This is a genomic window from Streptomyces sp. NPDC020917, assembly GCF_044333795.1.
In the GTDB taxonomy this organism is placed as follows: domain Bacteria; phylum Actinomycetota; class Actinomycetes; order Streptomycetales; family Streptomycetaceae; genus Actinacidiphila.
The window spans coordinates 283,839-310,485 of the sequence record NZ_JBIRRR010000005.1 but is presented as its reverse complement, the minus strand read 5'-3'; the positions used below and the strand labels follow the sequence as shown (position 1 = coordinate 310,485).

Annotated in this window: 27 protein-coding genes; 15 read left to right on the top strand and 12 right to left on the bottom strand. The window is 74.7% G+C overall.

All coding sequences use genetic code 11. The features are described 5' to 3' along the window. Window positions 1–17: 17 nt before the first annotated feature. From ACH4TG_RS13620 to ACH4TG_RS13595, 6 genes are all read left to right on the top strand, one after another. A complete protein-coding gene (locus ACH4TG_RS13620) occupies window positions 18–755 on the top strand; it encodes a cobalt-precorrin-6A reductase (protein WP_398242606.1) in 738 nt (245 codons plus the stop codon). 229 nt (window positions 756–984) lie between these two features. Next, complete coding sequence (locus tag ACH4TG_RS13615) at window positions 985–1,893, top strand: ABC transporter ATP-binding protein (protein WP_398242395.1); 909 nt, start codon at window positions 985–987, stop codon at window positions 1,891–1,893. A gap of 113 nt (window positions 1,894–2,006) precedes the next feature. Then, a complete protein-coding gene (locus tag ACH4TG_RS13610; protein ID WP_398242394.1) occupies window positions 2,007–2,768 on the top strand; it encodes an ABC transporter permease in 762 nt (253 codons plus the stop codon). Window positions 2,769–2,775: 7 nt separating this feature from the next. Continuing rightward, window positions 2,776–4,056: a sensor histidine kinase gene (locus ACH4TG_RS13605; RefSeq protein WP_398242393.1), complete on the top strand. Its 1,281-nt coding sequence runs from the start codon at window positions 2,776–2,778 to the stop codon at window positions 4,054–4,056. Continuing rightward, complete coding sequence (locus ACH4TG_RS13600) at window positions 4,053–4,685, top strand: response regulator (protein ID WP_398242392.1); 633 nt, start codon at window positions 4,053–4,055, stop codon at window positions 4,683–4,685. The genes ACH4TG_RS13605 and ACH4TG_RS13600 overlap by 4 nt, the downstream gene beginning before the upstream one ends. A gap of 133 nt (window positions 4,686–4,818) precedes the next feature. Beyond that, the gene (locus ACH4TG_RS13595) at window positions 4,819–5,052 is read left to right on the top strand and encodes a DUF6296 family protein (protein WP_398242391.1); all 234 of its coding nucleotides are present in this window, start codon (window positions 4,819–4,821) and stop codon (window positions 5,050–5,052) included. A 21-nt stretch (window positions 5,053–5,073) separates the two neighbouring features. Here the strand turns inward: ACH4TG_RS13595 and nhaA are convergent, their stop codons facing one another. Further along, window positions 5,074–6,966, bottom strand: coding sequence for a Na+/H+ antiporter NhaA (gene nhaA / locus ACH4TG_RS13590; protein ID WP_398242390.1), 1,893 nt, complete (start codon window positions 6,964–6,966; stop codon window positions 5,074–5,076). A gap of 220 nt (window positions 6,967–7,186) precedes the next feature. Between nhaA and ACH4TG_RS13585 the strand changes: the two genes are divergently transcribed. Both ACH4TG_RS13585 and ACH4TG_RS13580 read left to right on the top strand, forming a co-directional pair. Then, on the top strand, window positions 7,187–7,420 hold the full coding sequence (locus ACH4TG_RS13585; RefSeq protein ID WP_398242605.1) for a hypothetical protein: 234 nt from the start codon (window positions 7,187–7,189) through the stop codon (window positions 7,418–7,420). 25 nt (window positions 7,421–7,445) lie between these two features. Next, window positions 7,446–8,651, top strand: a complete 1,206-nt coding sequence (locus ACH4TG_RS13580) for an SPFH domain-containing protein (protein WP_398242389.1) — start codon at window positions 7,446–7,448, stop codon at window positions 8,649–8,651. Between the two features lie 52 nt (window positions 8,652–8,703). Here ACH4TG_RS13580 and paaK read toward each other — a convergent pair whose 3' ends face one another. After that, window positions 8,704–10,038, bottom strand: coding sequence for a phenylacetate--CoA ligase PaaK (gene paaK / locus ACH4TG_RS13575; protein ID WP_398242388.1), 1,335 nt, complete (start codon window positions 10,036–10,038; stop codon window positions 8,704–8,706). Window positions 10,039–10,278: 240 nt separating this feature from the next. Then, window positions 10,279–11,463 (bottom strand): MFS transporter, encoded by a 1,185-nt coding sequence (locus tag ACH4TG_RS13570; protein WP_398242387.1) that lies wholly within the window; start codon window positions 11,461–11,463, stop codon window positions 10,279–10,281. 46 nt (window positions 11,464–11,509) lie between these two features. Between ACH4TG_RS13570 and ACH4TG_RS13565 the strand changes: the two genes are divergently transcribed. The 4 genes from ACH4TG_RS13565 (at window position 11,510) to ACH4TG_RS13550 (ending at window position 16,859) form a co-directional block, all read left to right on the top strand. After that, a complete protein-coding gene (locus ACH4TG_RS13565; protein ID WP_398242386.1) occupies window positions 11,510–12,916 on the top strand; it encodes a PLP-dependent aminotransferase family protein in 1,407 nt (468 codons plus the stop codon). A 309-nt stretch (window positions 12,917–13,225) separates the two neighbouring features. Beyond that, window positions 13,226–14,476, top strand: a complete 1,251-nt coding sequence (locus ACH4TG_RS13560; RefSeq protein WP_398242385.1) for a glycosyl hydrolase family 8 — start codon at window positions 13,226–13,228, stop codon at window positions 14,474–14,476. Between the two features lie 222 nt (window positions 14,477–14,698). Then, window positions 14,699–16,066 carry an NAD(P)/FAD-dependent oxidoreductase gene (locus ACH4TG_RS13555; RefSeq protein WP_398242384.1) on the top strand — a complete coding sequence of 456 codons (1,368 nt, stop codon included), beginning with the start codon at window positions 14,699–14,701 and terminating at the stop codon, window positions 16,064–16,066. Window positions 16,067–16,151: 85 nt separating this feature from the next. Further along, entirely contained in the window at window positions 16,152–16,859 is a 708-nt protein-coding gene (locus ACH4TG_RS13550) for a ribonuclease H (RefSeq protein WP_398242383.1), read from the top strand. A 14-nt stretch (window positions 16,860–16,873) separates the two neighbouring features. On the opposite strand, the gene ACH4TG_RS13545 is transcribed toward ACH4TG_RS13550, so the two are convergent. Continuing rightward, on the bottom strand, window positions 16,874–17,905 hold the full coding sequence (locus ACH4TG_RS13545) for a PP2C family protein-serine/threonine phosphatase (RefSeq protein ID WP_398242604.1): 1,032 nt from the start codon (window positions 17,903–17,905) through the stop codon (window positions 16,874–16,876). Between the two features lie 352 nt (window positions 17,906–18,257). Here ACH4TG_RS13545 and ACH4TG_RS13540 point away from each other — a divergent pair, with 352 nt between their 5' ends. Continuing rightward, window positions 18,258–18,662, top strand: coding sequence for a rodlin (locus ACH4TG_RS13540; protein WP_398242382.1), 405 nt, complete (start codon window positions 18,258–18,260; stop codon window positions 18,660–18,662). A 96-nt stretch (window positions 18,663–18,758) separates the two neighbouring features. On the opposite strand, the gene ACH4TG_RS13535 is transcribed toward ACH4TG_RS13540, so the two are convergent. From ACH4TG_RS13535 to ACH4TG_RS13510, 6 genes are all read right to left on the bottom strand, one after another. Further along, window positions 18,759–18,932: a DUF6126 family protein gene (locus ACH4TG_RS13535; protein WP_398242381.1), complete on the bottom strand. Its 174-nt coding sequence runs from the start codon at window positions 18,930–18,932 to the stop codon at window positions 18,759–18,761. Then, window positions 18,929–19,561 carry a helix-turn-helix domain-containing protein gene (locus ACH4TG_RS13530; RefSeq protein WP_398242380.1) on the bottom strand — a complete coding sequence of 211 codons (633 nt, stop codon included), beginning with the start codon at window positions 19,559–19,561 and terminating at the stop codon, window positions 18,929–18,931. The genes ACH4TG_RS13535 and ACH4TG_RS13530 overlap by 4 nt, the downstream gene beginning before the upstream one ends. Window positions 19,562–19,659: 98 nt before the next feature. Next, entirely contained in the window at window positions 19,660–20,547 is an 888-nt protein-coding gene (locus ACH4TG_RS13525) for a DUF4232 domain-containing protein (RefSeq protein WP_398242379.1), read from the bottom strand. Beyond that, window positions 20,531–21,034, bottom strand: a complete 504-nt coding sequence (locus ACH4TG_RS13520) for an RNA polymerase sigma factor (RefSeq protein WP_398242378.1) — start codon at window positions 21,032–21,034, stop codon at window positions 20,531–20,533. Before ACH4TG_RS13520 ends, ACH4TG_RS13525 begins: the two co-directional genes overlap by 17 nt. A 41-nt stretch (window positions 21,035–21,075) precedes the next feature. Beyond that, window positions 21,076–21,696 carry a class F sortase gene (locus ACH4TG_RS13515; protein WP_398242603.1) on the bottom strand — a complete coding sequence of 207 codons (621 nt, stop codon included), beginning with the start codon at window positions 21,694–21,696 and terminating at the stop codon, window positions 21,076–21,078. A gap of 144 nt (window positions 21,697–21,840) precedes the next feature. Then, window positions 21,841–22,578: a DUF4232 domain-containing protein gene (locus tag ACH4TG_RS13510; protein WP_398242377.1), complete on the bottom strand. Its 738-nt coding sequence runs from the start codon at window positions 22,576–22,578 to the stop codon at window positions 21,841–21,843. 215 nt (window positions 22,579–22,793) lie between these two features. On the opposite strand from ACH4TG_RS13510, the gene ACH4TG_RS13505 reads away from it, so the two are divergent. Beyond that, window positions 22,794–24,056 carry a VWA domain-containing protein gene (locus ACH4TG_RS13505; protein ID WP_398242376.1) on the top strand — a complete coding sequence of 421 codons (1,263 nt, stop codon included), beginning with the start codon at window positions 22,794–22,796 and terminating at the stop codon, window positions 24,054–24,056. Further along, on the top strand, window positions 24,056–24,937 hold the full coding sequence (locus ACH4TG_RS13500) for a hypothetical protein (protein WP_398242375.1): 882 nt from the start codon (window positions 24,056–24,058) through the stop codon (window positions 24,935–24,937). Before ACH4TG_RS13505 ends, ACH4TG_RS13500 begins: the two co-directional genes overlap by 1 nt. Before the next feature lie 157 nt (window positions 24,938–25,094). Here ACH4TG_RS13500 and ACH4TG_RS13495 read toward each other — a convergent pair whose 3' ends face one another. Both ACH4TG_RS13495 and ACH4TG_RS13490 read right to left on the bottom strand, forming a co-directional pair. After that, window positions 25,095–26,150, bottom strand: coding sequence for an NAD(+)/NADH kinase (locus tag ACH4TG_RS13495; RefSeq protein ID WP_398242374.1), 1,056 nt, complete (start codon window positions 26,148–26,150; stop codon window positions 25,095–25,097). Window positions 26,151–26,360: 210 nt separating this feature from the next. After that, the gene (locus ACH4TG_RS13490; protein ID WP_398242373.1) at window positions 26,361–26,594 is read right to left on the bottom strand and encodes a hypothetical protein; all 234 of its coding nucleotides are present in this window, start codon (window positions 26,592–26,594) and stop codon (window positions 26,361–26,363) included. Window positions 26,595–26,647: the final 53 nt, after the last annotated feature.

The window sequence follows — 26,647 nt, the reverse complement described above, 5'->3', positions numbered from 1 at the left end:
CCGCGGCGCGCGGAGGGGTGCGGCGGGTGCTCATCCTGGGCGGCACCGCCGAGGCCCGGACGCTGGCCGAACTGCTCGACGGCGAGGCCGCGTTCGACATCACGCTCTCCCTCGCCGGCCGCACGGCCGCGCCGCGCCGGGCCGCGGCACGCACCCGCACCGGCGGTTTCGGCGGAGCCGCCGGCCTCGCGGAGTGGCTGCGCGCCGAACGGATCGGCGCCCTCGTCGACGCGACGCACCCGTTCGCCGCGGCCGTCAGCCGCCACGCCGCCGACGCGGCCGCCGCCACCGGCATCCCGCTGCTCGCCGTGCGCCGGCCGGGCTGGTGTGCCGGCAGCGGCGACGACTGGCACCCCGCGGACACCCTCACCGGGGCCGCCGCCGCGCTGCCGGACCTGGGGACCCGCGCGTTCCTCACCGTCGGCCGGCAGGACCTGGCGGTCTTCGCCGCCACCGGCCTGTTCTGCCTGATCCGCTCGGTGGAGTCGCCCGACCCGCCGCTGCCGCGCGACCACCGACTGGTCCTGGCCCGCGGCCCCTTCACGGCCGAGGACGAGCTGCGGCTGATGCGCGCCCACCGCATCGACGTGCTGGTGACCAAGGACAGCGGCGGCGACGCGACCGCCGGCAAGCTCGCCGCGGCGCGCGACCTCGGGATCCCCGTGCTGGTCGTGCGGCGCCCACCGCCCCCCGCGGGCGTGCCGGTCGCCGGGACGCCCGCCCGGGCCGCGGCCTGGCTGCGCGCCCTTCCCTGACCCCCGCCGACCGGCCGGACCCGCGCGAACCGCCCGGCGTGAACCGGGGCGCGGCGCCCGGGAGTCCGCCCGCCCCGTCCACCCGCATCCACCGATCGGTGGATGCGGCGGATCCACCGCACCGGCGCGGCTCGCAGCCCGCCGGTCGATCCGCCCGCCCCGCCCCGCGCGGGAGTCTGAGGCCAGGACGGCGGACGGGCGCCGCAGGCTCACGGAAGGGGCACCGGGCATGGCGGTCATCGAGGTCGCGAACCTCCACAAGCGCTACGGCGGCACCGTCGCCGTCGACGACGTGTCGTTCGCGGTCGAGGAGGGCGAGATCTTCGGGGTCCTCGGGCCCAACGGCGCCGGCAAGACCACCACGGTGGAATGCCTGTCCGGGCTGCGGCACGCCGACCGCGGGCGCCTGACGGTGCTCGGGCACGACCCGGCGACCGAGCGGGACGCGCTCCGGCAGGTGCTGGGCGTCCAGTTGCAGGAGAGCGGGCTGCCCGACAACCTCACCGTGCGCGAGGCGCTCGCGCTCTTCGCGTCGTTCTACGAGCGGCCCGCCGGCACCGCGGAGCTGATGGACCGCCTCGGGCTCGCCGCCAAGGCCGGCTGCCGGTACCGCAAGCTGTCCGGCGGCCAGAAGCAGCGCCTGGCCATCGCCCTGGCGCTGATCGGCAGCCCCCGGGCCGTCATCCTCGACGAGCTGACCACCGGCCTCGACCCGCACGCCCGCCGCACCTCCTGGGACCTGGTCGAGCAGATCCGGGACGCGGGCGTCACCGTGCTCCTGGTCACCCACTTCATGGAGGAGGCCGAGCGGCTCTGCGACCGGGTCGCGCTCATCGACTCCGGCCGGGTGGTCGCCGTCGACACCCCCGCGGGCCTGGCACGGCGGGCCGGGCAGACCCAGCGCATGGCGTTCCGGCCGTCGGAGCCGCTCGACGAGGAACTGCTGCGCGCCCTGCCCGAGGTCACGGGTGTGACGCGGCACGGCAGCCGGCTCGAGGTGACCGGCACCGGCAACCTCGTGCAGGCCGTCACGTCGCTGCTGGCCCGCCGCCACGTCATCGCCGCCGACCTGCGCGTCGAACAGGCCACCCTCGACGACGCGTTCATCGCTCTGACGGGCCGGGGCCGGCCCGCCTGACGCCGCTCTCGCGCGCGTTCGACCGCCGCCGCTGGAGGGTGCTCGCGCAGCGCGCCCGCCCCGCGCTCCCGATCCGATCCTGAACCCGGCCCGACCTCCGAGAGGACCTTGAGATGTCCGCCTTCGCCCTGCCCTCCCTGCGCATGACCCCGCAGGGCTTCCGTACCCTCACCGTCACCCAGGCCAGGCTGCTGCTGCGCGCCCCGGCCGCGCTGATCTGGCTGGCCCTGCCCGTCGCCATGGTGGTGGTGTTCGGCTGCATCCCGTCGTTCGGCACGGCCCAGAAGGCCCTCGACGGCAAGCGCGTCATCGACGTGTACGTCCCGACGCTGGCCGCCATGGTGCCGCTCTTCCTGGCCTGCACCGCACTGCCGCTGACCATGGCCGGCTACCGCGAGAAGGACGTGCTGCGACGGCTGTCCGTCACCCCCGTGCCGGCCGCCGGGATGCTCGGCGCGCTGCTCGCCGTCATGGCCGCGATCACCGCCGTGGGCGTCGGGCTGGTGGTCGCGATCGGCGGGCTGGCCTTCCACGTCGCCGCGCCGGCCGACCCGGCGGCGGTGTGCGCCGCGTTCGTGCTGGGCACCACCGCGGTGCTCGCCCTCGGCCTGATCGCCGCCGCCGTCGCCCGCACCTCGGCCGCCGCGAGCGGGATGGGCGTCCCGCTGATGGTGCTCAACTTCTTCTTCAGCGGCCTGTACGTGCCCCTCGCGGAACTGCCGCACTCCCTCCAGCGGATCGGCGAGTTCGTGCCGTTCGGCGCGGTGATGGCCGCCTGGGCGGGACACGGCGCGCTCGGGGAGCACCTGGCGGTGCTGGCCGGGTACACCGTCGTCGGCAGCCTGGTCGCCGCCCGCCTCTTCCGTTGGGAATGATGGGACGGTGACCGACGACGCACTGGCCGGCGCCGGAGACCGGCGCCATCTGCTGCAGCACTACCTGCCCTACGGGGGGCTGGCCGTCTCCCTGGTCCTGGCCGTCTCCCTCGGTCCGCGCAGCGCGCCCTTCCTCGCGGCCGCCGTCGGCCTGTCGGCGGCCACCGCCGTCTGGCTGCGCACGATGGGCGTCGACTACCCGGTCCCCGCCGAACGGCGGGTGCGGGCCGTGGTGTTCTACGCCGGGCTGACCGTCCTCATCGCGCTGCTGCTGGCGCTCACCCCGTTCTTCGGGTTCTTCGGCTTCACCGGTTACATGCAGGTCGCCGTACTGCCGCGGGCGCTGCGGCCGCCGGCGGTCGCGGTCAACGCCGCGCTGATGGCCACCACGCAGGTCGGCGGGATCGCCAACCTGCACGGCGGGACCGTCTGGGTCTACCTGGGGCTGGTCGCGGTGAACGTGCTGATCGCCGGCGTCATCACCCACCAGAGCATCGAGGAGGACACCCGCAACCGGCAGCGCGCCCGCATGATCGACCAACTCGCCGACGCCAACCGGCGGTTGCGCGAGACCATGGAGGAGAACGCCGGACTGCACGCCCAGTTGGTCACCCAGGCCCGCGAGGCCGGCGTGCTCGACGAGCGGCAGCGCATGGCGGGGGAGATCCACGACACCATCGCCCAGGGCCTGACCGGCATCGTGACCCAGCTCGAGGCCGCCGAGCGCTTCGACGCCGACCCCCTGCGCCGCGCCCGGCACCGGGCGCTGGCCCAGCGGCTGGCCCGCGAGGGCCTCGCCGAGGCCCGCCGCTCCGTGCAGGCCCTGCGCCCCGGCCCGCTGGACGAGGCGGCTCATCTGCCCGACGCCCTCGGCGACCTGGCGGAACGCTGGTCGCAGACCTCCGGGGTGAAGGTCCGCGTCGAGGTGACCGGCACGCCGGTGCCGCTGTCCCCGGCCCTGGAGGTCACGCTGTTCCGTACCGCCCAGGAGGGGCTGGCCAACATCGCCAAGCACGCCCGCGCCTCCCGGGCCGGGCTGACCCTCTCCTACACCCACGACGTCGTGCTGCTCGACGTCCTCGACGACGGCGCCGGCTTCGACGCGGAGGCCGGCGGCGGCCCCGGCACGGGCCAGAGCTACGGCCTCACCGCGATGCGGCACCGGCTCCGGCAGGTCGGCGGGACGCTCGCCATCGAGAGCGCGCCGGGCGACGGCACCGCCGTCAGCGCCAGCGTGCCCGCCCTGCCGCTGACGCCGCCCGCACCCGTCGGGGATGATGGCGTGTGACCATCTCACTGCTCCTGGCCGACGACCACCCCGTGGTCCGCGACGGCCTGCGCGGAGTCTTCGACGGCGACCCCGACTTCACCGTCGCCGGAGAGGCCGCGGACGGCGCCGAGGCGGTCGACCGGGCCGTCGCGCTCGGCGTCGACGTGGTGCTGATGGACCTGCGCATGCCGCGGATGGGCGGCGTCGAGGCGATCCGGCTGCTGCGCGAACGCGCCCCCGGCATCCGGGTCCTGGTCCTCACCACGTACGACAGCGACGCCGACGTGCTGCCCGCGGTGGAGGCCGGCGCGACCGGCTACCTGCTCAAGGACGCGCCGCGCGACGAGTTGGTCCGCGCCGTGCGGGCCGCGCACCTCGGCCAGGCCGTGCTGGCCCCCTCCGTCGCGCAGAAGCTGCTCGGCCACGTCCGCGCACCGGCGCCCGCCGCGTCCGGACTGCTGACCGACCGCGAGCTGGAGGTGCTGCGCCTGGTGGCCGCCGGCACCACCAACAAGGAGGCCGCCAAGCGCCTGTTCATCAGCGAGGCGACCGTCAAGACCCATCTGCTGCACCTGTACGGCAAGCTCGGCGTGCGGGACCGCGCGGCCGCGGTCGCCGCCGCCTACCGGGCAGGACTGCTCGGCTGACGCCCGCACGTCGAGGTCCGGTCACTGTCGGTGACGGGGATGTGCGTCCGCCGGGGGTGCGGGGGATGATGGGTGAGGCCGCGAGACGGGTGGAGGGGCGCACGGCCCCTCACGACCTGGTCGGGAGGCATCCATGGACTATCCGGAACACTACGAGCTCGTCTTCCACGCGCCCGCTTCCGATGCCGACACCATCGTCGTGCACCGCACCGAAAGGGCCGGAGCGGGCGGCTACCCCATCTACGAGGACGACTCCGGGATCGTCCGCGCCGAGATCAGCCCCGAGGGCGACGTGCGGATGATGGCCAGTGGCGGCCACCAGGACCCGGGGCTGCCCACCGTCGTACGGCCCGACGACGAGCCGTGAGACGCCGGCGGGCATCCGCCGTCAGACGTCACCGTCCACCAGCAGGGCCCGGTCGCGGGCGGCGATGACCGCCCGCGACAGGCTCTCGATGTCGTAAGCGCCGTGGTGGCGGCGGCCGTTGACGAAGAACGTCGGCGTGCCGGACACCCCGCTGCCGTCCGCGGAATCCACGTCCCGCGCCACCCGCGCGGCGCCCTTGCGGCCGCGCAGCGCCTCGCGGAAGGCGTCCACGTCCAGCCCGATCTCCTCGGCATGGCGCACCAGGTCCTTGACCGTCAGCGCGTCCTGGTGCTCGAAGAGCAGGTCCCGCATCGCCCAGAACCGTCCCTGCGCCGCGGCGGCCTCCGCGGCCTCGGCGGCCATCTCCGCGTGCGGGTGCACGTCGTTCAGCGGCAGATGCCGCCACACGTAGCGCACGTCGCCGAAGTCGGCGAGCAGTTCGCGCACCACGCTCTCGGCCTGCCCGCAGTACGGGCACTCGAAGTCGCCGTACTCCACGATCGTCACCGGCGCGTCCATCGGGCCGCGCACGTGGTCGCAGTCCGGGTCGACCGGGTCGGTCAGGTCCACCACCGACTGCGCCGTTCCCAGCAGCGCCTTCGCCCGGCGCGCCTTCGGCAGCCGCTCGATGACCAGCGCGACCAGCGTGGTGTCCACCATGGCCAGCACCACGGCGCTCAGCACGCCGATCTTCGCCTGCTCCAGTTGCGGCCCGTGGAAGGCGAGGGTGGCGATCAGCAGCGAGACGGTGAAGCCGATCCCGGCGATGGTGCCGCCGCCCAGCACCGCCCCCCAGCCGACCGGCGGCCTCATCCGGCCCCCGCTCAGCCGGGTCGCCAGCGCCGACGAGGAGACGATCGCCAGCGGCTTGCCGACCCCGTACGCGAGCAGGATGCCCAGCGTCACCCGCGAGGTGAAGGCGGCCGCCAGCACCGAGCCGTTGAGCTGGATACCGGCGTTGGCGAGCGCGAACAGCGGGACGATGACGTAGCTGCTCCACGGGTGCCAGATCCGCTGCAGCCGGTCGTTGGGGGACAGGGCGGAGGCGATGCCCTGCCGCGCCTCGCGCTCCAGTTCGGCCGTCGGCTGCTCCCGGAACGACCGGAACAGCCCGCTGGCCCGCTCCAGCGCGTCCCGCGGGGCCGGATACGCGTAGGCCATCAGCCCCACCATCAGGCCGACGACGACCGGGTCCACGCCGGAATGGACGAATGCCACCCAGGCGGTCACGCCCAGCACCGCGTACACCGCGCTGCGGCGCAACCCGGCCGCGCGCGCCACGCCCACCAGCAGCAGCGCGCCGAGCCCGACCGCCAGCGGCGTCCAGGAGATGTGGTCGCTGTACGCCACGGCGATCACCACGAGCGCCACCAGGTCGTCCACGACCGCGACGGTCAGGATGAAGGTGTGCAGCCGGCGCGGGAAGCGCGAGCCGAGCAGCGCCAGCATGCCCAGCGCGAAGGCGGTGTCGGTGGACATCGCGGCGCCCCAGCCGTGCGCGGTGGAGTGGCCCGCGTTCAGCGCCAGGTACAGCAGCACCGGCACCACCATGCCGCTGATCCCGGCCAGCATCGGCAGCGGGATCCGGCGCCGGTCGCGCAGCTCGCCCATGTCGAACTCGCGCCGCGCCTCCAGGCCCACGACCAGGAAGAACAGCGTCATCAGACCGCTGTTCACCCACTCCCGCAGGTCCATGTCCACGCCGTGCCCGCCCACCTGCACCGACATGCGGGTGGCCCACGCCGAGGCGTAGCCGTCCGGCCAGATGTTCACCCACGCCAGCGCGACCAGCGTCGCCGCGAGCAGTACGGCGGCGCTGCCGGTCTCCGTGCGGATGAACGCCCACGGCGACGTGGGGGACGGACCCTCGCGCTCGGTCCGCCCCGACAAGGGCGCTGTGAACCCCCGGAACATCCAGCCTCCTACCAGTCCCGTCTCCTGCCACAACCCTGACATGACAGGCCCCCGCCCGGCGCGCCGGGATCATGGAACGGACGGTACCGCCGCGGACGGAACCGGGAGGCCCCGGCACGCGTATTGGGTAGCGACGACCGGACTCCGGGGGGCCACCCCAGGTGGGAGGATGGTCGAGGTCGGAGATTCGAGGTTCCACGAGGACGAGGGGCTGCCGTTGATGGCACGGGACGACGCCGTGATCGGCTGCAGCGGACGGCTGCTGATCGGTACCCGCGGCCCCGACGGTCCCGGCGAGGTGCTGGTGAGCGTCAGAGGCGGTACCGAGGCGTTCCTGGCCTGGTCCGACGCGCCGCTGCCGACGGGGGCGACGGTGCTGGTGGTGGAGTCCCGCGGCACTCGCCAGGTGGACGTCATCGAATGGCTCGATCCACTGGAAGCGCCGGCCGGCTGAGCCGCGTTCGAGAAGGAGACGAAGGATGTTCGGATATCGCGTTCCCGCACCAGACGAGGCCATGCTCATCTCGGGCGGCCGACGGGGTCTGGGGGGCTCGCCGTTCCGCGTCGTCACCGGCCACGGCACCTTCGTGCTGCCGGTCTTCCGCAAGACCCGCTTCCTGACGCTGGCCATGTGCGAGGCCGAGGTCTCCGAGAGGTGCGTGACCCGGCAGGGCATCTCGCTGACCGTCAAGGCGGTCATCGCGTTCAAGGTCGGCAACGACCACGAGAGCATCGTCAACGCCGGCCAGCGGTTCCTGTCCGACCAGGACCAGATGTCGATCCTCACCGGCCGGATCTTCGCGGGCCACCTGCGGTCCATCATCGGCTCGATGACCGTCGAGGAGATCGTCACCGAGCGGCAGAAGCTGGCCACCGAGGTGCTGGAGACCTCCAAGTCGGAGATGGCCAAGATCGGCCTGATCGTCGACTCGCTGCAGATCCAGTCGATCGACGACGGCGACACCGGCTACATCGACGCGATGTCCGCCCCGCACAAGGCCGCGATCCAGCGGCAGGCGCAGATCGCCCAGGCGCAGGCCACCCAGGCGGCCGTGGAGGCGCAGCAGGCCGCCGCCCGCAACCAGGCCGAGTACGCCCGGCAGACCGCGGTCGTGCAGGCCGAGTACAACGCCGAGGTCGACCGGGTGCAGGCGCAGGCCGCCCAGGCCGGCCCGCTCGCCCAGGCGCACGCCCAGCAGGAGGTGCTCGCCGCGCAGACCGAACTGGCGCTGCGGGCCGCCGAGCTGCGCCAGCAGCAACTGGTCGCCGAGATCGTCAAGCCGGCCGAGGCCGAGGCCGAGCGGATCCGGGTGCTGGCCGTGGCCGAGGCCGAGCGGATGCGCATCCAGGCCGCCGCGGCCGCCTCGCACGACCGCGTCGCCCTGGACCGGATGCTGATCGACCAGCTGCCGCAGATCGTCAAGGAGGCGTCCGCGGGCCTGTCCGGCGCGAACGTCAACGTGCTCAACGGCGCCGACGGCCTCAGCGAGATCGCCGCGGGCCTGGTCAGCCAGGGCCTGACGATCCTGGACTCGGTCCGCAAGAACCTCAACGGCGAGGACGGCTCCGACGGCGGCGGCACCTCAGGCACCGTCGCCCTGCGCGGCTACGTCGGCAGCAAGGACCCGCGCGGCGGCGCCCCGCGCAACGGCACGTCCTCCGACGGCCCCGTCGATATCGACTGACGGGTGCGCACCAGCGCCGGGCCCGCGGGGGCCCGCCGCCGGGCGGCCGCGGTCAGTCGCGCGGCCGCAGGTCCTTCACCCGCTGGATCTTGCCGACCGAGCGCTCCAGCGTCTCGGGATCGACCACGCTGACCTCGGCCGTCACCCCGATCCCGTCCTTGATGCCCTGGGCGATGGCCGCCGCGGCGGCCGTGCGCCGCTCCGGGCCCGCGTCGCCCCTGGCCTCCGCCGCCACCGCCATGTGGTCCAGCCGGCCGCGCCGGGTCAGCTCGATCCGGAAGTGCGGCGCCACGTCCGGCGTGCGCAGCACGATCTCCTCGATCTGGGTCGGGAAGACGTTCACCCCGCGCAGGATGATCATGTCGTCGCTGCGCCCGGTCACCTTCTCCATCCGCCGGAACGCCGGCCGGGCGGTGCCGGGCAGCAGCCGGGTCAGATCGCGGGTGCGGTACCGGATCACCGGCATCGCCTCCTTCGTCAGGGAGGTGAAGACCAGCTCCCCGCTCCCGCCCTCCGGCATGACCTCGTCGGTCAGCGGGTCGACGACCTCCGGGAGGAAGTGGTCCTCCCAGATGTGCAGGCCGTCCTTGGTCTCCACGCACTCCTGGGCCACGCCGGGGCCGATCACCTCCGACAGCCCGTAGATGTCGACGGCGTCGATGCCGAACCGCTCCTCGATCTCGGTCCGCATCTGCTCGGTCCACGGCTCGGCGCCGAATATCCCGACCCGCAGCGAGGTGCCGCGCGGGTCCACGCCCTGGCGCTCGAACTCGTCGAGCAGGGTGAGCATGTAGGAGGGCGTGACCATGATGATCTCGGGCCGGAAGTCCTGGATGATCCGCACCTGTCGGGCGGTCATGCCGCCCGAGGCCGGGATGACCGTGCAGCCGGCCCGCTCCGCGCCGTAGTGCGCCCCGAGCCCGCCGGTGAACAGGCCGTATCCGTAGGCCACATGGACCTTGTGGCCGGGCCGGCCACCGGCCGCCCTGATCGACCGGGCCACCACGTCGGCCCACATCGACAGGTCCCGCTCGGTGTAGCCGACGACGGTCGGCAGGCCGGTGGTGCCGCTGGAGGCGTGCAGCCGGCGCACCTGCGACATGGGCACCGCGAACATCCCGAACGGGTAGCCCTCCCGCAGGTCCGCCTTGGTGGTGAAGGGGAAGCGGGCCAGGTCGTCCAGGCTCCGGCAGTCGTCCGGGGTCACGCCCGCCGCGTCGAACTTCCGCCGGTACAGCTCGACGTGGTCGTAGGCCAGCCGCAGGGTCCGCCGCAGCCGCTCCAGTTGCAGGGCGCGCAGCTCGTCGCGGTCCAACCGCTCGGCGGCGTCCAGCAGTTCGTCCGGCACCCCGTCGGCGGGCCGCAGCCGGTCCGTGTCGCCGCTCATCACGCTCTCCTTCGCGCTCGCCCCCGGGCCGACCGACCGTTCGGTCTGACGTAAGGCTAAAGAATCAGCATCCACCGCCCCTGTCAAGGACGGTGCCGGGCTTCCCCGCGGGCCCCTGAACGCGGTGTTCGCGGCCGTTCCCGGCTCCCGCGGCCGTCCCGTCCCGGGCCCTCGCCGCCGCCCCCGGGGACGCCCCGGGCGGGCGCTCCGCCGGCCCGCGGCGGTCGCAGGCCGGCCGGTTCAGCGGTCGCGCCAGGCGGGAAGCAGAGCCAGGAGCATCACGGCGGAGGTGAGCGCGAAGGCGGCCGGATAGCCGGTGCGGGCCGCCGCGGCCCCGAACCCGACCGCGCCGAGGCCCATCCCGCCGTCGTAGGCGACGTTCCACAGGGCGCTGACCGTGCCGTACCCGGACGCCGGCACCCGGGCGTACATCAGCGTCAGCGTCGCGTTCTGCGCCACCCCGAACCCGGCCCCGAACAGGGCCACCCCGGCCAGCACCGCCACCGGGCTGCCCGTCATCGCCGTCACGAGCAGCCCGGCGGCGGACGCCAGCAGGCCGGGCAGAACCAGGCGGGACGGGCCGTGCCGGTCGCCGAACCGCCCCGCGAACCAGCGGGCCACGGTGGCCATGGCGGGCTGGGCGAACAGCGCGACGGCCACCAGGCCGGACATCGACGCCGGCACGGCGACCGGCAGGAAGGTCACCACGATCCCCGCGCCGAGCGCGGTCGTCGCGAACACCACGGCCGGCCGTGCCAGGGCCCCGGTCCGCAGGCCGGCCACCACGCCGGCGTCCCCGCCCCGCGAGCCCTCGCGCCCGGGCAGCCCCGGCACCACCGCGACCGCGGCCAGTGCCACCGCCCCGCCGGCCACGCACACCGGGGTGAAGCCCGCGTGCGACGCCAGCCAGACCCCCAGCGGCAGTCCCACCAGCGACGGCACGCCGGACACGATCCCGGCCAGTGCGAGCCCTTCGCCCCGCCGCTCGGCGGGGATCAGCGAGGCCGTCAGGGCCCCGCCGGCCACCACGGTCAGCGCGAAGCCCAGACCGCGCAGCAGGCACACCGCCGCGACCCACGCCATGCCGTGCCAGGTTGTCAGGACCAGGGCGGGCGCGCCGAGCAGCACCAGGCCCGCGGCCAGCGCGGCCCGGTAGCCGTACCGCGCGACCAGGCGGGGCGTGGCCAGTTCGCCGGCGACCGTGGCGAGCATCAGCGACCCGGTGGCCAGACCCGCGTCGCCGCCGCCGCGCTCGGCGTACAGGGGCACCACCGACAGCAGCAGGAAGAAGCTCGCCGAGGCGCCGATCACCGTCAGGAAGCGCAGCACCAGCGGCCGGGTGACCAGCGGCGGAGGGGCCGGGGCAGTGGAGCGGTCCGGGGTCAGGGCCGGTGCGGCGGACGGGCGGGGCGGAGTCGTCGTCATGCCTCGACGCTAGGAGCCGGCCGGACCCCCGATAAGCTCCATTTCCATGCCGCTGGAGTGGTCCGGTCTGTCGCCGGAACTGCTGCTCACCCTGGACCGGGGGAGCGGCGAAGGGCTGCGCGCGCAACTGGAGCGGCAGATCAGGGACGCCATCAGAGCCGGCCGCCTGCAGGTCGGCGAGCGCCTGCCGTCCTCCCGCGAACTCGCCTGCCGCATGGGGCTGTCCCGCGGCCTGGTCCAGGACTGCTACGCCCAGCTGCGGTCCGAGGGCTATCTCGCCACCCGGGTCGGCGCCTCCACCACGGTCGCGGCCCGGGCGTGCCCGCCGGTCGCGCCGGTCCCCGCGGCGCCGCCCGCGCCCCGGCTCGTCGCCGACTTCCGCGCCGGCGTCCCCGACCTCGGCTCGTTCCCGCTCGCCGACTGGCTGTGGGCGCTGCGCGAGGCCGGGCGGGCCCTGCCGACCGCAGCCCTGGACTACGGTGCCGCGCGCGGCGCCGCGGAGCTGCGCGAGGTGGTCGCCGGATACCAGCGGCGGGTGCGGGCCGCCGCGGCGGACACCGAGCGCACCGTCATCTGCTCCGGCTACGCGCAGGGCCTGGACCTGGCGCTGCGCGCCCTGGCCGCCCGCGGGATCCGCACCCTCGCCCACGAGGACCCCGGCGCCCCGGCGATGACGTCCGCGGCGGCCGCGCAGGCCGGGATGGCGGCCGTCCCGGTGCCCGTCGACGAGGAGGGCATCGACGTGCGGGCGCTGGCGGCCACCGGCGCCCGGGCGGTCCTCGTCACGCCCGCCCACCAGTGGCCTACCGGCGTCGTGATGGCCGCGGAGCGGCGGCGCGCGCTGATCGCCTGGGCGCAGCGCCGCGACGCCTACGTCATCGAGGACGACTACGACGCCGAGTTCCGCTACGACCGCGAGCCGGTGGGCGCGCTGCAGGGCCTGGCCGCCGACCGCGTGCTGGCCATCGGGACGGTGAGCAAGTCGCTGGCCCCCGCGCTCCGGCTCGGCTGGCTGCTGTGCCCGCCCCAGCTGGTCGAACCGGTCGTCGGATTCAAGGAGTTGGCCGACCGGGGCTCGCCCACCCTCGACCAGCTCGCGCTCGCCCGGCTGATCGCGTCCGGCCGCTACGACCGCCATCTGCGCCGGATGCGCGCGGTCTACGCGGCGCGGCGCGCGGCCCTGGTCGAGGCGCTCGGCGTGCACGCCCCGGGCGTGCGGCTGACCGGCCTGGCCGCCGGATTCCACGCCGTCGCCCACCTCGGCGCCGGATGCGACGAGGAGGCGGTCGTGGCCGCGGCCCGCGCCCGGCGCGTCGGCCTGTACGCCATGGCGGCCAACCGCGCGGCGCCTGCGCGCGCCGACGGCCCGCGGCTCGTGCTGGGCTTCGGCAACGTCGCCGAACGCGCGGTGACGCAGGGGATCGCCGCGGTCGGCGACCTGCTGGCGGGCTGACCGGTCCGCGGCCCCTGGCCCCCGGCCCCTAGCCCCTAGCCCCTGGCCCCTGGCCCGGGTGGATCCTCGCGGGTCTCGGGGACGTTGCGGACCTCGCCGATTCGCGGATCCGCCGCGCCGCGCCCGCAGCCGCTGGATATCCGACCCTGCCCGCCCCCTTGACGGACCGCGCGCGGAGCAACACCCTTGTGCCGCACAGATGTTAGGAAGCTTTCCTAACTATCTCCCACCCTGTGCTGTTCCGTGCCCTGCCGTGCCCGCGGCCCGGCGGTGCACGGCGCACCCCACCCTCGGCGAGGAGCTGACCCGATGCCCCGACCCCTCACCACCGCGACGGCCGCCGCCGTCGCCACCTGCTGCGCCACCGCCGGCCTGCTGCTCGGCACCGGCGGCCCGGCCGGCGCCGCCACCGCACCCGCCCACCCCTTCCCGGTCCACACCGCCTACAAGGTCGGCGTGCGGCCGTCGGCGAGCCAGTCCTCGCGCGACAGCGCGGTGAAGACGGCGTACGACGCCTGGAAGAAGAACTACCTGGTCCACGGCTGCGCCTCGAACGAGTACTACGTGTCGACCAAGGGCGACGACGACGCGCCGCACAACGGCACGGTGTCCGAGGCGCAGGGCTACGGCATGAACATCGTGCCGCTGATGGCCGGTTACGACGCCAACGCGCAGACCGAGTTCAACGGCCTGTGGCAGCTGGTCAAGAACCACAAGGACCACGACGGCCTGATGCAGTGGCAGCTCGACGGCAGGACCTGCAAGTACACCGACAGCGGCACGCCGGACTCGGCCACCGACGGCGACCTCGACATCGGCTACGGCCTGATCCTGGCCGACAAGCAGTGGGGCGGCTACAGCGCCGACGCCAAGGCCTGGCTCGCCAGCGTCTACGCCCACGACGTCGCCTCCGACGGCCACCTGAAGTGCGAGGACGACGGACCCTCCACCGACACCCGCCCCTCGGACATGATGCTCGACCACCTGCGGGCCTTCGCGAAGTTCGACACCGCGCACAACTGGAAGAAGGTCGTCACCCGCACGGAGGCGGTGATCAGCGAGTTCACCGGCAGGTACTCCTCGTCCGCCGGCCTGCTCCCGGACTTCGTGGTCGGCGCCAACACCACCAGCCCCAAGCCCGCGCCGGCCGACTACCAGGAGAGCCAGCCCGACAACATCGTCGGCTACAACTCCCTCCGCGTCCCCTGGCACCTGGGCACCGACGCGCTGGTCAACGGCTCCTCGACTGCCTCCGTCGCCTACTCCGCCGCCAAGAAGGAGTCCGCCTGCCTGAAGAAGCTGTCCGGCGGCAACCCCGCGAAGGTGCAGCCGCACATCAAGCTCGGCTGCGCCAACGGCAACGTCTCCGGCGACACCCAGGCCGAGGAGGCCGGCGACTCCGCGGGCCCGGCCGCGATGGCCGCAGGCGACCAGGCGTGGACCGACGCGATCTGGAAGCAGCTGGCGGCCAACCCCTTCGGCGACGCCTACTACGGCGAGACGATCAAGATGCTCGTCTACGTCGTCATGGCCGGCGACTACTGGAACCCGGTGGCCTGACCGCCGCGGGCCGCCCCGGCGGCACCTCACCCTGACGGCCCCGCGACAGCCGGGCCGCGGCTCCCCCGGCGGGCAGCGCCGGGGGAGCCGCCCGCGTGCCCGCCGGGCCTCCCACTCCGCTGGCGGGCCGGGTGCCACGGGGGTAGACCGGGATGTGCGAGGCCGCGGACCGTGGGCAGGGGACAGACACGACCGCCTGGACCCGGAGAAGGGACGGACATCGTGGCACGACCGAAGATCCTCGTGGTGGGCGCCGGATTCGCGGGGGTGGGGTGCGTGCGCCGGCTTGAGCGCGGCCTGACCCCGAACGAGGCCGATCTCGCGCTGGTCACCCCGTTCTCCTACCAGCTGTACCTGCCGCTGCTGCCCCAGGTCGCGTCGGGCATCCTCACCCCCCAGTCCATCGCCGTGTCCCTGCGCCGCAGCCGCCGGCACCGGACCCGGATCATCCCCGGCGGGGCCATCGGCGTGGACACCAAGGCCAAGGTCTGCGTGGTCCGCAAGATAACGGGCGAGCTGGTCAACGAGCCCTACGACTACATCGTGCTCGCCCCCGGCAGCATCACCCGCACCTTCGACATCCCCGGCCTGCTCGAGTACGCCCGCGGCATGAAGACCCTCGCCGAGGCCGCCTACGTGCGCGACCACGTCATCTCCCAGCTCGACCTCGCCGACGCCAGCCAGGACCAGGCCGAGCGCACCTCCCGGCTGCAGTTCGTCGTGGTCGGCGGCGGCTACGCCGGCACCGAGACCGCGGCCTGCCTCCAGCGGCTCACCAGCGCCGCGGTCCGGCGCTACCCGCGGCTGGACCCCGCGCTCATCAAGTGGCACCTCATCGACATCGCCCCCAAGCTCATGCCCGAACTCGGCGACAAGCTCGGCCGCAGTGCCCAGCAGATCCTCACCGAGCGCGGCGTCGAGATCTCCCTGGGCGTGTCCATCGACAAGGCCGGCCCGCACGAGGTCACCTTCACCAACGGCCGGGTGGTGCCCACCCGCACCCTGATCTGGACCGCCGGCGTCGTCGCCAGCCCGCTGGTCGCCACCCTCGGCGCGGAGACGGTCCGCGGCCGCCTCGCGGTGACCGCCGAGATGACGCTGCCCGGCTTCGACGGCGTGTTCGCCCTCGGGGACGCCGCCGCCGTCCCGGACCTGGCCAAGAACGAGGAGGGCGCGGTGTGCCCGCCGACCGCGCAGCACGCGATGCGCCAGGGCCGCAAGGTCGCCGACAACGTGCTGGCCACGCTCCGCAACCAGCCGCTGCAGCCCTACACCCACAAGGACCTCGGCCTGGTCGTCGACCTCGGCGGCCGGGACGCCGTCTCCAAACCGCTCGGCATCGAACTGCGCGGCCTGCCCGCCCAGGCGGTGGCCCGCGGCTACCACTGGTCGGCGTTGCGCACCAACGTGGCGAAGGCCCGGGTGATGACCAACTGGCTGCTGAACGCCGTCGCCGGCGACGACTTCGTCCGCACCGGATTCCAGGCCCGCACCCCCGCGACGCTGCGCGACTTCGAGTACACCGACGCCTACCTCACGCCTGAGCAACTGGAGGAGCAGGCCGCCACCGGGATCACCGGGCAGGACTGAGAACCGGGCGCCCGGCCGGGGCCCCGCAGCCCCCTTCCGCGGGCGTACGGCCGGGTGCCGGTCACGGCCGCCCGCGCGGGCTGGCATGATCGGTGTCGTGGTTGAGCGCATCATCGCCGCGTGTGACGGGGCATCGAAGGGAAATCCGGGACCGGCCGGGTGGGGGTGGGTCATCGCCGACGGCGGCGGTGAGCCCGATCGCTGGGAGGCGGGCCCGCTGGGCACCGCCACCAACAACGTGGCCGAACTGACCGCGCTGGAGCGGCTGCTGACCGAGGTCGACCCGGCCGTGCCGATGGAGATCCGGATGGACTCCCAGTACGCGATGAAGGCCGTCACGACCTGGCTGCCCGGCTGGAAGCGCAAGGGCTGGAAGACCGCGGCGGGCAAGCCGGTCGCCAACCAGGATCTCGTGGTGCGGATCGACGCGCTGCTGGGCGGCCGCAGCGTGGAGTTCCGCTACGTCCCGGCCCACCAGGCCGACGGGGACCGCCTGAACGACTTCGCCGACCGCGCCGCCAGCCAGGCAGCCCTCACCCAGCAGCCCGCCGGCAGCGTCCGCGGCTCCGCCGCGCCCCCGCCGTCCCCTGACACGCCGAAGAAGCCGCGTGCCGGTTCGTCCGGCTCGAGCGGCGCGGGTTCCGCCGCGCCCTCCGGCACCCGCGCCCGGTCAGGACCGGCACGCACGCTGAAGGCGAAGTACCCCGGCCGCTGCCGCTGCGGCCGCTCGTACGCCGCCGGCGAGACGATCACCAAGAACGCCGACGGCTGGGGCCACCCCGACTGCCGCTGACGGCAGCAGGGCGGTCAGGCCCCGGCCGGTGCGGCGGGGACGCCCTCCGCCTCCCGGTAGCGCAGCAGCAGCATGGCCGCGTCGTCGTGCAGGGGGCCGCGGACGTGGCGGATCAGGTCGACGCGCAGCGCCTCCAGGGCGTTCTCGGGGTCGCCGTCGGCCAGCAGGGCCGCCCGGTCCCCGAGCGGGTAGAACACCCCGGTGCCGTCCCGGGCCTCGGTGACCCCGTCGGTGTACAGCAGCATCTGGTCGCCGGGCCGGAACGCCACCGGGAACGCCTCCGCGCGCTCCCCGGTGGGCAGGCCGACCCCGAGCGGCAGCGCGTACGACGGCGGCTCGGGGAAGTCGACCCGGCCGCCGGAGCGGACCAGCATCGGCGGCGGGTGCCCGTAGTTGAGCACGGTCGCGCCGCCGACCGGGGTGATCTCCACCATCAGCGCGGTCACGAACTTCTCGCCGCTGATCGTGCGGTCCGCCGCCCGCTGCACCCGCTCGCCGACGCCCTCCAGGGTCTTCTCGTCGTGCGCCGCCTCGCGGAACGCGCCCAGCACGACGGCCGCGGTCTCCACCGCGTCCAGGCCCTTGCCCTGCACGTCGCCTATGATCACCCGCACTCCCGCGGGGGATGCCACCACCTCGTAGAGGTCGCCGCCGATCCTGGCCTCCGCGACCGCCGAGGTGTACGAGACGGCGGCACGCAGATGGCCGGCGCTGCGCGGCACCGGGCGCAGCAGCACCCGCTGGGCGACCTCGGCGATCGACCGGACGTTGGCCAGCTCCTGCTCGCGCCGCTGCCGGGTCACCGCCGCGATCACGGCGGCCACCGTGACCCCGACCACCGCACCGACGGCGGCGAAGCCGCGCCGGTGCGCGAACAGCCCGTCGACCGCGCCGAGAGCGCATACCACGGCGACGGCCAGCCCGCCGACCACCACCGTCCGCTCCCAGCTGCCCACCAGACCCGCGAACGCGGGACCCAGCGCGACCAGCGGGAGCAGCCCGACACTGGCGCCGGCGACACCGTCGACCACCGCCACCACGGCCATCACCGCATAGGGCAGGACCGTCAGGAGCAGCGGCGCCGACCGCGCGGGGGCCGCAGCACCGGCCACCCCGGGGATCCCACGGCCGGTGCCGAACGCCTCCCGGATGCGTCCCAGCACGCTGCCTCCTTCCCCCGCACTTCCCCGTCCCGAGAGCAGGCCGCGGCAACCGCTTGCCTGCCCCCACCCTACGTACGGTCACCGTTTCGAGCCCAGTGTGCCGTCACTCCCACGGGCGACACGCCGTGAGCACGCGGACCCGCGGCCCGCCGACGATCGGGTGAAGGCGCGGCCGTCCGGTGCCTGAACGGTAATTTTCTCCCGCTTTCGCAGTTTCGTCATCGATGGGAGAGATATGCGTACCCGCAGTGCTCTGGCCGCCTGTGGCCTGGCCGCCCTGGTGATCGCCGGCGGCGCCGGCACCGCCTCGGCGATCGGCAACGACGAGGGTTCCACCACCGTCAACGGCAACGGCGCGACCCAGGCGTACGGCAACACCACCACCGGCGGTCAGTTGAGCCCGCAGGTCGGCCTGGTGCAGGGCTCGCTGAACAAGCTGTGCCTCGGCGTTCCGGCCAAGGCCAACGTCGGCTCGCTGATCGGCGCGGTGCCGATCACCGTCCAGGACGTCAACGTGCTGGCCGACCCGCAGAACCAGCAGTGCGCGGAGAACTCCACGCAGGCCAAGGGGGACGAGGCGCTCTCGCACATCGCCGACGACATCCCGATCCTGACCGGGAACGGCGGCCAGAACGGCTGAACCGCACGAAGGCGCCTGCCGCCGCCCTCCGTGGGCGGCGGCAGGCGCCTTCGCGCGTGCGCCCCGGATCCGGCCGGGATCCGGGGCGGGCCAGGGTCAGCGCTTGCCGACCACGGCGAACAGCAACCACAGGTAGAACGCCATGAGGTGGGCCACCACCACGTAGACCAGGACGCGGAAGGTCACGCCGCGTTCCTTGCGCTTCTCGCTGCCGTTGGTGGTGGGCACCACCCGCGGGGCCGGAACCGGTTCCGTGTCGTTCGCCGTCATCGCCGCTCTCCTCGCATCCTCGTGGCCTGGTCGGGCCCGATGCACAGTCCGGACGTCTCGCTCTGCATCAGCGTGTGGACGAACAGCAGATCCACGCCGTCCCCGCCGCCCGCGGCCAGCCGGTGCGGCACCAGGGAGTCGAAGTGCGCCGAGTCGCCCACCGCCAGCCGGTGGGTGCGCTCCCCGAGGGTCAGCTCCAGCTCGCCGGCCGTGACGTACAGCCACTCCTCGCCGGGGTGCACCCGTACCAGGGCGCGCTGCGCGCGGGCCGGCACGTGGACCCGCAGGGCCTGCATGGCCCGCCCGGTGCCGCCGGCCCGCCAGTACGTCCAGCCGCCGGCCGGTACCGGCGTCATCCGGGCGCCGCGTACGATGGGATCCGGTTCCGCGTCCGTCTCGCCCAGCAGGTCCGACACGGTGGTGCCGTACAGCCGGGCGAGCCCGAGCAGGACCGGGAGCGAGGGCTGGCGCAGCCCGGACTCCAGGCGCGAGAGGTGCGCGGCCGACAGGCCGAGCCGTGCGGCCGCGGCCTCCAGGGTCAGCCCGCTGCCCCGGCGCCGCTCCCGCAGGCGCGGCGCCAGGACGAGGTCCTCCGTCCCGGTGGGGCCGGATCCGTCCGCTGTGTCCATGGCTCCATGGAACAGCCCCTGTACCCCCCAGGCAAACTTCTTGCCTCAGAGGCAAACCGCCGGATGCCGGGCCGGCCCGGCATCCGGCAGAACCCCGCCTACGAGGGCGGATTGCCGGTCGTGCCGGGCGCGAACGGCGTGATCGCGAACTCGTCGTTGCAGATCGTGATCTGGCCCGCGAACACCAGCGAGGCCCGGCTGCCCGGCGGGTAGATCCGCAGCTTCGCCGACTCCGGCAGGCAGGTGCCCATCTGGTTGGCGGTGTGGATGGTGTCGCTCGCCGCATCGCCCGGCTGCAGCACCACCGGCTGGTACGAGCTGGGCTCGCGGGTCGCCGGCTGCCCGATCTGCCGGCCGTTCGCGTCGAGCACCGACAGGCCCGGGTAGCCGGTCAGATGGCACGCGGTCGCGCTGTGGTTGGTCACCACGAGATACCGGTAGAGATTGCCCGCGCCCGCGTCCGAGCCGCCGAGCGACGGCGTCAGCTGGTCCGCGGTGCACATCGGCGTCGTGCCGGTGCCGGTGCCGGTGCCGGTGGGTGTGGGCGTGACCGTACTGCCCTTCGTCGGTCCGGCGGTCGTGCCCGGGCCGCCGGCCGGGGGCCGGCTGGTGTGCCCGCCGGCCGTGGGCCGGGTCGTGGAGGGCTGCGGGGCGGGCGTGCCGGTCGTCGCCGGCGCCGAGGTGGTCCGCGCGTGGCTGGCGGGCGGCCCCACCTCCTCGTCGGCGCCGCCGGAGGACAGCGAGCCGGCCAGGTACAGCGCACCGGCGGCCACCGCCACCGCCGTGCCGCCGCCGACCGCGGCGCGCACCCGCCGCCGCCGGGCGGCCCTGCGCCGGATCTGCTCGAACGCGCCGGACGGCACCGCCAGGAACTCCACCTGCGGGCGCAGCAGCTGCTCCAGCGGATCGGGGGCCTCGCCGCCGGCGCCGCCGCCGGTGCCCCCGCCGAGGTCGCCGTCGCGGTGGTCGTCAGGAAATACGGTCATGGCGACCCCCGAGCTTGGCGCGGAGCAGTTCACGGGCCGCGTGCAGGTCGGCCTTGACGGTCCCCTCGTTGCGGCCGAGCAGCGCGGCCACCTCGCGGACCGGCAGGTCCGCGTAGTAGTACAGCAGCGCCGGGTTGCGCAGCCGTTCGGGCAGCGACTGGACGAGCATGCGCACCGACGGATCCGACTCCTGCGGCTGCGGCCTCAACGCTTCCTCCGTGGTGACCCGGCGCAACGCACGCCGTTCGCGCTCCAGTTTGCGCCAGTGGTCCCTGACCAGGTTCGCCGCGGTCACATAGAGGAAGCCGCTCGGCTCCTCGACCTTCGTCCAGCGCGCCCACAGGCGGGTGAACGCCTCCGAGGCGATCTCGTGCGCGGTCCCGTCGTCGTCCACCAGCCGGCGGACCCAGCCCGCGAGCCGCGGGTACAGGGCCGTGAACAGCTCGGCGGCGGCGCGCTCATGAGACCGGATGTCCGCTCTCCTCACTCGTGTCGTGCTGACGGTACCCGCGGCCGCGTGCTCCCCGCTCACGAGCCCGCGACCAGCGAGGCGTAGACGATCACGTTGTCCGTGTAGCCGCCGCCCCCGCTCACCCGGGTGCCTCCGCACGTGATGAGACGCAGCGCGGGGTGGTCGACGTTCCCGTACACCGCCTCCGTCGGGAAGTGCGACTTGGAGACCGTCTGCACGGAGTCCACGGCGAACGTGGCCACCGAGCCGTCCTGCCGGGCGACGGTGATCCGCTGGCCCGGCCGCATCCGCTTCAGGTGCACGAACACCCCGTCGCCGTACGCCCCCACGGTCACATGGCCGAGGATCACCGAGGGCCCGGTCTGCCCCGGCGTCGGGGAGCCCCGGTACCAGCCCGCCGGGGCGTGGGCGGCGATCGGCGGCACCCCCACGGTTCCGTCGGCCGCCAGACCCAGCGACATCACCGAGGTGTCCACGCCGATCGACGGGATCCGGAGCCGCTCCGGCAGCGACCGCGGCATCGGCCGGGCCGCGGCCGCGGGGGTGTCGCCGGAGGTCGAGGGGCCGGGCGACCCGGCGGCCGGCGACACCGCGGTCACCGAGCCGCCGTCCGAGGGGACTTGAGCCCCCGTCGTCGCCGAGCACCCGCACACCAGGGCCACCGCGGCCGCGGCCAGCGCCCTTCGCCAGGCCGCGGCGGGCCCGGGCGCGGCGCCCCGGGGAGGCGTCCGGCGTCCGGCCCGGGCCCGTCCGGCCGCGGAGGGGGTGGGCGTGCGGGAGCACGCGGTGGCAGGGGTGTGCGCGGGGGAGTGGCTCAATGCTCAGCCCCGGGCCCGCGCCTGGGACTTGCGGCGCCGGGCCGCCGCCACGCCGATCCCGCCGGCCACGACCACGCCGCCGGCGACCAGGGCCAGCGGGGTGCCGCCGCCGCCCGAGGAGCCGGCCGCGAGGCCGGTGTCGGGAGCGCCGCTCGGCACGGCCGTGACCTGGCTTCCGGAGCCGGTCGGGGACGGAGTGGGCGTGCTGCCGCCGGTGGGCCCGGAGCCGACCGGGTTGCCGCCGCTGCCCGCGGCCATCGGCGTAATGGTGAACAGGTTGTCGCAGTTGGCGATCTTCGCCGGGACGACCAGGGACGCCCGGTTCCCCGGCGGGTAGACCCGCAGGCTCGCCGACGTGGGCAGGCAGCTGCCCATGTGGTTGACGGTGTGGATGGTGTCGCTCGCGGAGCCGCCGGGCTTGAGCACCACCGGCTGGTAGCCCTCGTGCTCGCGGGTCGCCGGCTGCCCGATCTGCTTGCCGCCGGCGTCCAGCAGCGACACCCCGGGGAACCCGGTGAGGTGGCACGTCGTCGCGCTGTGGTTGGTCAGCACCAGGTTCCGGAACAGGCTGCCGGCCGCGCCCTCGCCGCCGCTCAGCGAGGCGGTCAGCTGCGAGGTGGCGCACATGGGGGTCCCCGTCGCGTCGCGCACCGGAGCGGCCGCCGACGCGGTCGCAGGGACGACGCCGAGCGCGGCGATCGCGACGGCCGCCGCACCGGCGGCCAGTGAACTGCTGCGCATGTCCTGCTCTCCCTCTTCCTACTCTCCCGCAGGCCCCCGGCGCCCGTCTGCCGGGTGCCGGGCGGTCCGAACCGCCCGGACCGGGGAATCGCGAGGAGAGACGACGCGGCCGCCGACGGGGTTGTAAAGAAATGTCAAAGCCGCTGATGCCCGTTCAACCACCGCTGTGACCAGCCGACTTCGGGAATCGGCCGGACCCCACTACGATCCCTGCGATGATCATGAGAAAGCTGCCGACCGCGGGAGCGGTGTGCGGCCTGCTGACCCTGCTTGCGTGCGGCCCGCTCGCCACGGGCGCGGCCGCCGACGAACCGGCCGCGCAACCCGCCCCGAAGGTCGAACTCGTGCTGGACGTGAGCGGCTCGATGCGCGCCCGGGACATCGACGGCCAGTCCCGGATGTCCGCCGCCAAGCAGGCGTTCGACGACGTCCTCGACTCCACACCGCCCGACGTCCAACTGGGCATACGCACCCTGGGCGCCGACTACCCCGGCAACAACCGCAAGACCGGGTGCAAGGACACCCGCCAGCTCTACCCGGTGGGCCCGCTGAACCGGACCGAGGCCAAGGCCGCCGTGGCCACCCTCGCGCCGACCGGCTGGACGCCGATCGGCCCGGCGCTGCTGGCCGCCGCCGCCGACCTCAAGGGCGGCGACGGCACCCGCCGCCTGGTGCTGATCACCGACGGCGAGGACACCTGCGGCCCCACCAACCCGTGCGACGTCGCCCGCGACATCGCGGCCCAGGGCGTCCACCTCGTCATCGACACCCTCGGCCTCATCCCCGACGCCAGCACCCGCAACCAGCTCAGCTGCATCGCCGCGGCGACCGGCGGCACCTACACCACCGTCCAGCACCGCCAGCAACTGACCAGCAAGGTCAAGCAGTTGGTCGGGCGCAGCGACGCGCGCACCGTCACCCCCGTCGCCACCCAGGGCGCCGCCAGCTGCGACACCGCGCCCGAGCTCAAGCAGGGCCTCTGGACCGACCGCGAGACGTTCTCCGAGAACCGCTGGTACCGCGTGCAGGTCAAGCCGGGCCAGGAACTGCGGGCGTCGGTCAGCGTCGCCGACGACCGCGCGGTCAACGCGAACTACGGGGTGCTGCTGCGCGGAGTGACCGTGCACGGCCGGGAGATCGTCCGCGACGACGAGGGCGGCACCGGCCGCACCGACGCGGTCTCCGCGGGCATCCGCTACCCCAAGCCGTCCGCCGACTCCGACACCCCGGCCGAGACCGTCTGCCTGCAGGTCGGCAACTCCTTCTCGGCTCCCGCGTCGGTCAAGACCACCCCGGGCCTTCCGGTCGAGTTGTCCATCGACCTGGTCAAGAGCCCCGACCAGCCGTCCGACGTCGCCTTCTTCGGCCTCGGCCGCGGCTGGTGGCTGCTCGGCACGCTCGCCCTGACCGGAGCGGTGCTCGGCCTGCTCACCGGCTGGATCGCCCGCTGGCGCCTCAACACCGGGAGGGCCCTGTGATGCGCACCCGTACCCGCAGGCCGATGGCCTCCCTGCTCGCCGCGGCGGGCCTGGCCGGCCTCGCCCTGCTCGTCGCCCCGGCGGCCCGGGCCGACGACTCCGCCACCACGGCGCCGGCCACGCCCGAGGCCAGCGCCTCCGCGTCCGGCTCCTCGTCGTCCGGCGACGCCGCGCCCACCGAGGCCGGCACCAACTTCCGTACCGCGACGCCGGTCAAGCAGGGGCAGCAGGCGACGGCCAGCGCCTCGACCGGCGACTACCTGTACTGGACGTTCCCCGCGGACACCGGGCAGAACGTCACCGTCAAGGCCACGGTGACCTTCCCGTCGACCGCGGCCCGCCACGGCGCCTCCACCTGGCAGATCGACGTCTACGACGGCCTGCGGCGCCGCCAGCCGTGCCGCTACGGGATGCAGACCCGCACCGCCGCGGCCGACGCCACCACCGTCGAACTCGCCTGCACCCTGCGGGCGGTGCGCTCGTTCGCCGAGCCGTGGTCGAACGACCCGCTGCGCGGCGCCTACTACCTGCGCCTGGCGGTCCTCGACATGCCGCAGACCGACCTGGGCCTGCCCGTTCAGGCGGCGATCACCGCGAGCTCCCACGGGACCGCGGGACGGCAGGCCGTCGACGGCTCCGTCACGCCCGTGGTCACCGCCAACGGCCCGGATCTGGCGCCCTCGGGCGGCTGGGCCGGGACCTGGTGGTCGCCGCGCTGGCTGTGGACCGGTGGCGGCGGGCTGCTCGCCGTCCTCGTCGCGCTCGGCGCCCACCGCCTGGCGCGCGGCCCGGTACGGCCGTTCGGCCCGCGTACCACCGGCGAGCCGATGCGGCCGCGGGAGCCCGCCGGCTACTCCGGCACCTCCGGCTACTCGGGCTGAGCCCCGCGGGACCGTGGCCGCCCGCGCGCTGCGGGCGGCCACGGTCCCGGATGCGGCCGTCAACTCGGCCGCCGGGCAGGCCGGTTCGCCCGCCCCGCCCGGCGGGAGCGCGGGACCCGGCCCCGGCCGGCCAGCACGGTCGCCGCGCCGCCCGCGCTCAGCCCGTGGGCGGCGGCAGGTACAGGTGCGCCAGGTCCGCCGGCACCGGACTCGACGGGCGGAAGAACGGCGCCGACTCGTCCTGCGCGGTCGCCGGCGCGTCCGTCAGCCGCATCCGCTCGCGCAGCCGCCCGTAGAAGTCGGGCGGCCGCAAACGCACCAGGCGCAGTGGGCGCGGCGCCGCGAACACCCCGATCCAGTCGCCCGGGTCGAGCACCCCCCGCAGCTGGCCGTCGACGCTGACCGCGGCCTGGCCGGAGTGCGGGAGGATCCGCATGGCCACCGGCTCGTCCGCACCCAGCACCACCGACCGGTCGAAGGTCATGTGCGGCGCGACCGGCGTGAACACCAGCGCCCGCATCCGCGGCGACAGCACGGGACCGCCGGCCGCGAAGCTGTACGCGGTCGAACCGGTCGGCGTGGCGACCATCATCCCGTCCGCGGAGTAGGCGGCCAGCAGCCGGCCCGCGATGTACACCCCGACCGCCACCTGCCGGTCTCGGGCCAGCTTCTCCAGGACGACGTCGTTGAGCGCGGTGACGTCCAGCGCCACGCCCCAGCCGTCGCCCTCGGTGGTCTGCGGCCGTACCTGGGGCGGCGGCAGGGCGGGACCGCGGCCGCTGCGCAGCAGCGTCTCCATGCCCGTCGGCAGTTCCAGCGGGCGCGACGCGCGCATCGTCAGCGTCATCCGCTCCTCGCAGGCCGCCTCCCCGGCGTGCACGGCCGACAGCGCCCGCTCCACGTCGGAGACCGGGATCTCGGTGAGGAAGCCGACCCGGCCCAGGTCGACGCCCAGCACCTGCACGTCCTTCTTGGCCGCGATCCGGGCGCCGCGCAGGAACGTGCCGTCGCCGCCGAGGGTGACGATCAGGTCCAGCGGGCCGGCCGCCGCCAGCTCGTCGCGCCCGCTGCGGCGCTTGTTCTCCCGGCCCCACACGTCGATGTCCACGCAGCCGATGTCCCGGCTGGTGCACCAGTCGTGCACCCGCCGCGCCCCCTGGAGCGCGACCCGGTGGCCGCCGTGCACGACGAGTCCGAGGCGGTGCAGCGGCATGGGCGGATCTCCCTGGACTCGGGCGGCACGGGCTGGACCCGGTCGGCACGTACACGGCTCGGGCGGCACGGCCGGCGCGCGGCGGATGCCGTCCTGGCACTCCTTACACAGCCTCAGCCGCCGTCAAACCCCGGCGCGTCCGTCCGGGGCCCCGGAGATCCGGGGCAGGGTCCCGCGCGGCCCGGGCCGGCCCGGGCGAGCGGATCGGCGTCAGCGGCGCCGCACGTGCCCGCGGGCCGCGCGGGGCGCACGGGTCACGTCGCGGTCCGCGGCGGCCGGCCGCAGACCGTGCGGGGTGGCGCGGCGGCGGCGCCGCAGCAGGGTGCGCCGCGGGGCGGGCGGGGCCATCCGGCGCAGCCGGCGGCCGACGAGTATGCCCGCGGGCAGCGCGAGAACGGTCCAGACGACGAGGCAGATCGCAGCGACGACCAGGAAGTGGGCCATGGCGAATCCGGTTCCGTGCGGTCCCGCACAAGGCGGCTACCTACCCGCATTTC